The sequence below is a fragment of the Planktothrix sp. FACHB-1355 genome, from assembly GCF_014748295.1.
GTDB lineage: Bacteria > Cyanobacteriota > Cyanobacteriia > Cyanobacteriales > Aerosakkonemataceae > Aerosakkonema > Aerosakkonema funiforme_A.
This window is the reverse complement of the sequence record NZ_JACJUP010000533.1, coordinates 1-4,463: the sequence shown is the minus strand read 5'-3', so window position 1 is coordinate 4,463 and position 4,463 is coordinate 1. Positions and strand designations below refer to the sequence as shown.

4 protein-coding genes and 2 tRNA genes are annotated in these 4,463 nt (G+C 43.7%); all 6 read right to left on the bottom strand.

Annotated features, from left to right (window positions below; all coding sequences use genetic code 11):
- Positions 1-350 (bottom strand): 50S ribosomal protein L7/L12 (gene rplL / locus H6S82_RS20010; protein WP_191056607.1); only part of this gene is annotated, 350 nt, incomplete at its 3' end.
- A gap of 71 nt (positions 351-421) precedes the next feature.
- A tRNA-Phe gene (locus tag H6S82_RS20005) sits at positions 422-492 on the bottom strand.
- 131 nt (positions 493-623) lie between these two features.
- Positions 624-1,361, bottom strand: a complete 738-nt coding sequence (locus H6S82_RS20000) for a hypothetical protein (RefSeq protein ID WP_190465699.1) — start codon at positions 1,359-1,361, stop codon at positions 624-626.
- A 156-nt stretch (positions 1,362-1,517) separates the two neighbouring features.
- A tRNA-Met gene (locus H6S82_RS19995) sits at positions 1,518-1,602 on the bottom strand.
- A 1,144-nt stretch (positions 1,603-2,746) separates the two neighbouring features.
- On the bottom strand, positions 2,747-2,947 hold the full coding sequence (locus H6S82_RS19990; RefSeq protein ID WP_190465700.1) for a hypothetical protein: 201 nt from the start codon (positions 2,945-2,947) through the stop codon (positions 2,747-2,749).
- A gap of 500 nt (positions 2,948-3,447) precedes the next feature.
- Positions 3,448-4,407, bottom strand: coding sequence for a GNAT family N-acetyltransferase (locus H6S82_RS19985; RefSeq protein ID WP_190465702.1), 960 nt, complete (start codon positions 4,405-4,407; stop codon positions 3,448-3,450).
- Positions 4,408-4,463: the final 56 nt, after the last annotated feature.

The following is a 4,463-nucleotide window of genomic DNA, read 5'->3' as shown; positions in this document are numbered from 1 at the left end:
AATTGACGCTTGATATCTTCAGCATCGGGGAGTGCGATCGCACTTTTCACCTCTTGCGGTACTGACTCGACAAAATCTTTCGCTTCCTTCAAACCCAAACCTGTCAGTTCCCGCACCACTTTAAGAATGGCAATTTTCTTATCGGTGGGTACTTCCTCCAAAACTACATCAAATGTTTTGAATTCCGGTTCGTGCGGCGGAAATATATCGATGATTGGAGGAATATAGATACCTTTACGAGCCGAAGCATCAACATCGAAGGTAGCCTCAATCTGCTTAACCAGTTCGGCAGTTTCCCACAAATTCAGAGATTTTAATTGTGCCAAAATATCAATAGTTTTGGCAGACATGGCTACCTCCGCTAAAAAATAAACGAATTTTGAAAATTAGCACTTCGCGCAAGTTGAGAAAGCTGTTTGTTCATACACAGGATTTGAACCTGCAATAACCTGATTTTCAGTCAAGCGCCTGTACCAATTCGGCTAGTATGTAAGCTTTCCCAGTTAGGGCGCGAAGTGAAAAATTTAACGCAAAGAAACCCGGTTTCTATGAAAATTCGTGAGTTTCGCAGCTAAAAGTCTACCAAGAAACCGGGTTTATAGTCCTTTCGTGCGGAAGTCTGTTTAATTTTTAGCAAGCTTCTGCAAGATAAACTTAATTTCCTGCTTCCCACACTGCTGCTTGCTAACAGCATAAACTTCCCTACCGTACTCCAGCCTTGCTACACAAGGGCGAATAGCAGTTTTGAGTAGAACATCTGTAGGTTTCTCCATTGGTGGAATATCTTGCAGAGTCACGAAATACCACAAATCGTCTAATTTCCGGTATTGATGATAGGCATCTATGATGATCAGATCATCTCTGTTGTTGTGACCCTTGTTGATATTCTTATCTGGTCTTCTCTTCGCTAAGCAGAGAATTCCCGTTTCTGGATGAACGTAAAGCTCTTCTCGCCAATCACCAATCGGACGCCTTTCTGAGTAATAAGAGAAGCTCTTTTTACGGTAAGGAACTCCATCAATTAACTCAACATCTCGTTCCACAAACTGCCACACATGACCCAGGAGATGTTGGCCGATTAGGGTTCTCATTTCAATTTGCTGGCATAATTCTTTATAGACAGCATCCCAAGGCTGGCCTACTTTAGAACGCAACCAGCGACGCAATGGCCCCAAATGGTCTGAGAAGTGCTTTGTGTGTTTCCTTATCTTGATTAAATAAGGAGATAACAAGCCATCTTCAGTAGCTTCTTGAGTGATTTTTTCGAGAGCTTTCTTGTAGCCTGTTAGCTTCTTTGCGCTTATCCTCATCCCTCCACGAGGGCGTTCGATGACGATTTCACCTAAGCGATGTTCGCTCATTAATCAACCTGTTGTCTTGATGTAATTTAGTAGATTGAAAGATAGTTGTTGAAAGTTTTATTTGATTGATACAGTATATTAAAAGCATTTTTTCCTCCTTTTTTCATTATTCTTAATGGTAAAAATGCTCCGCACAAGTTGAGAAAGCTGTTTGTTCATACGCGGGATTTGAACCCGCGAACCCTTATCGGGGGTTGCTTGATTATGAGTCAAGTGCCTTAAACCACTAGGCAAGTATGTAAGCTTTCTCCATTAGGGCGCGGAGTAGATTTTGCAAAGTTTCAAAATAATGGGATTCCCGCGCAAGTCAGAAAAGCTATTTTTTTCTGAGCTACTCCCCCAAAATTTAAAGTGGAGGAGAAAGGAATCGAACCTTTGACACTTCGATTTGCGATCGAATGCTCTAACCAGTTTGTAAGCTTCATAAGTTAGGACGCGGGAAAAATTTTTTAAGGTTGCTTCGCACAAGTTGAAAAAGCGAGGACACAACAGTCGCTCTTACCAGTTTTACCTGGCAGTGGGCACGCGCTCCGCATCTCAAAGAGACTAGGATTGCTGTCACTTGTTCGATCGCTCGAATTTCGCTACATTATGACCCTTATAGTTAGGAAGAGTGTGTAAGCTTTTTCGATCGGGGTGCGAAGCAGGAATTGCTACTTTTACAAATGGTAAGTTCCGCGCAAGTCGGCAAGGCTTTTGCCACTTCGATCGCTCTACCCCTGAGCTACAACCCCTCGAACGGGGTTGGTAGGATTTGAACCTACGACCAGTCGATTAACTTGTGTGTATGCTTTGCTGGTGAGGGCGCGGAACATAAAACATAATGGCAATCAGCCGATAAACATAATAATTTATGGCAGTTAAAAACACTTCGCGCAAGTTAAAAAAGCTGTTGATTCATACGCAGGATTCGCACCTGCTACCAATCGGTGGATAGCCGAATGCTCTACTAATGAGCTAGTATGTAAGCTTTCTAAATGAGGGCGCGAAGTGAATTTCAACTACCTTTTTATCTATCCCGCACAAGTCAACAAAGCGTTGAACATTAGCGCTCTATCCGTTGAGCTACTCCCCCATTAGCGGGGAAGGTAGGAATCGAACCTACAACCTCTGGTTCCGAAAACCAGATGTATGTACGCTTCACTCGTTAGGGCGCGGGATAGAATTTTGGATTTTGGATTTTGGATTAATTGCTGAATTCAAAACCCCAATTTTTTAAAGTTGTTCCGCACAAGTTAGAAAAGCTTTTAACAACTTCTAGTGCGTTTACCATTTCGCCATAAAGACCGAGGTCTTTAGTGGGAGTCGAACCCACAATCCTTGCGGAGCCAGATCCTAATGTGTGTATGGCTTTTCATGTCGGGGTACGGAACAACAGCTTGTTATTAACCGTAAACAGCTTCTGGACGTACAATCAAATCGCCGCTGGGTCTGCGATCGACAACATAAGACTGCAATCGATCTTGACTGACATCAAAATGCTGTGCGAGGCGTTGCTTGATGGCGGTATCGCTCATACCCGTTGTCACACCCAGTTGAGGTTCGGCGATATCATAAGAACGTCCTTCAAAGCGAATGTGAACCATCTCGCACCTCCTTTTTCGATTTTAAATTTTCGATTTTAGATTTTGGATTTGTAACTCTTTTTGTTGAAAAAGCTGCGCGGTTTGTTGATGAACGTTTACCCAAAAATCGGTTGATGATTTTACAGCAAAAAGCGCCGCTCTAAATGATAGTCCTGTCTAACTCGGCGGATTGACTCAGTAACTTTCGTATGTCTGAGTCTTGTAGAACTTTCTCGTTCTGATTCCCGTTCAGACGGACTGGAAGTAATCTCAGGTCGCCTGTTTTTTGACTCGGAATGAGTTCTAGGCTGACCGAAGATTTTGGTGTAAAGTAACAACATCACAGAATAGTCTTGTTACCAAGACTCCTGAATGAACGTCCGTTGAAATTGCCAGTTGATTATTCAATTGTCAAGGTTCAGTAGGGCATTCCAAGGAGAGGCGTTAACCTCTCTCTTGCTTGCCACAATTTAATACTACACAAATACTACAATAGTGTCAAGGGGTTGGAAAAAATTTTTTCAGGTCACATCCTTAACGTAAGTAATCCAGTTGTAAAGCTTCTCAAAGCCAACCGATTCGTAAAGTCGCAGAGCGTTGTTGGGATTTTGGGTATCGACGCCAAGTTTTGCCGTTTCCATACCCGCAGCTTTCAACTTGTGCATTCCCGAAAGCAACATCGATCGCGCTAGCCCCATCTTGCGGAAACCGCGCCGCGTACCGAGTGCTGCAATCCAACCTTCTTTGCATCCGCTACGTTCGTTATCCCCTGGATAAATAGCGCAGAAGGAAAAAGCTGCAAATGTGCGATCGGGCGCTAATGCAACCAAATCCAATTCGGGCTTGTAATCAGGTGTAGTCAGCATATATTTAGCCCGATCGAGCGTTAAATCGTGGTGATTCCAGTGATCGATAAAGGTTTGGTTGAACATCTCCACCCAAGCTTCCGTGTCTTGATGACCCGCATCGCGGAGAGTAAAACCTGCTGGAAATTGCGGTTCTGGAATTGGTTCGGCGAGACTGCGCTGCATAGTGAAGAAGTAGCGATCGACCGTGAAACGGTTATTTTCCGCTACTGTGATGTAGTACGGTTTGTCATCGCGAGCAGAACAGCGCAATTCTACTTGCACGTTGCGATCGCGTGCAACTTCCCGCATCCTCTCCTCACCCCAAGCAATAATCTGCCTTTCCAGATCCTTCCCGCGATTATAAGGATGAACGCAATACCACAACCAACCATCAATTATTTCGCCTGATTCCGGTATCCCTAACTGACCGAATCCAATTAAATTACCATCCGCATCTTCCCAAAGTCTGATATCCCGTGCTTTATCGATTGATGGGTTGTCAAAATCAGTGCGAAGTTCCGATACTGACGTACCATATTCTAGGCGATCGACCTCTTCGCAAGTATTGATTAGGTGTGCGATCGCTTCCAAGTCAGATTCGATCGCCAACGGGCGCATCGTCAAAGTAAACATAAAAAATTGTCTTGAATACTACTCTATACTACAATTGTAATAGAGATGAAACCTCA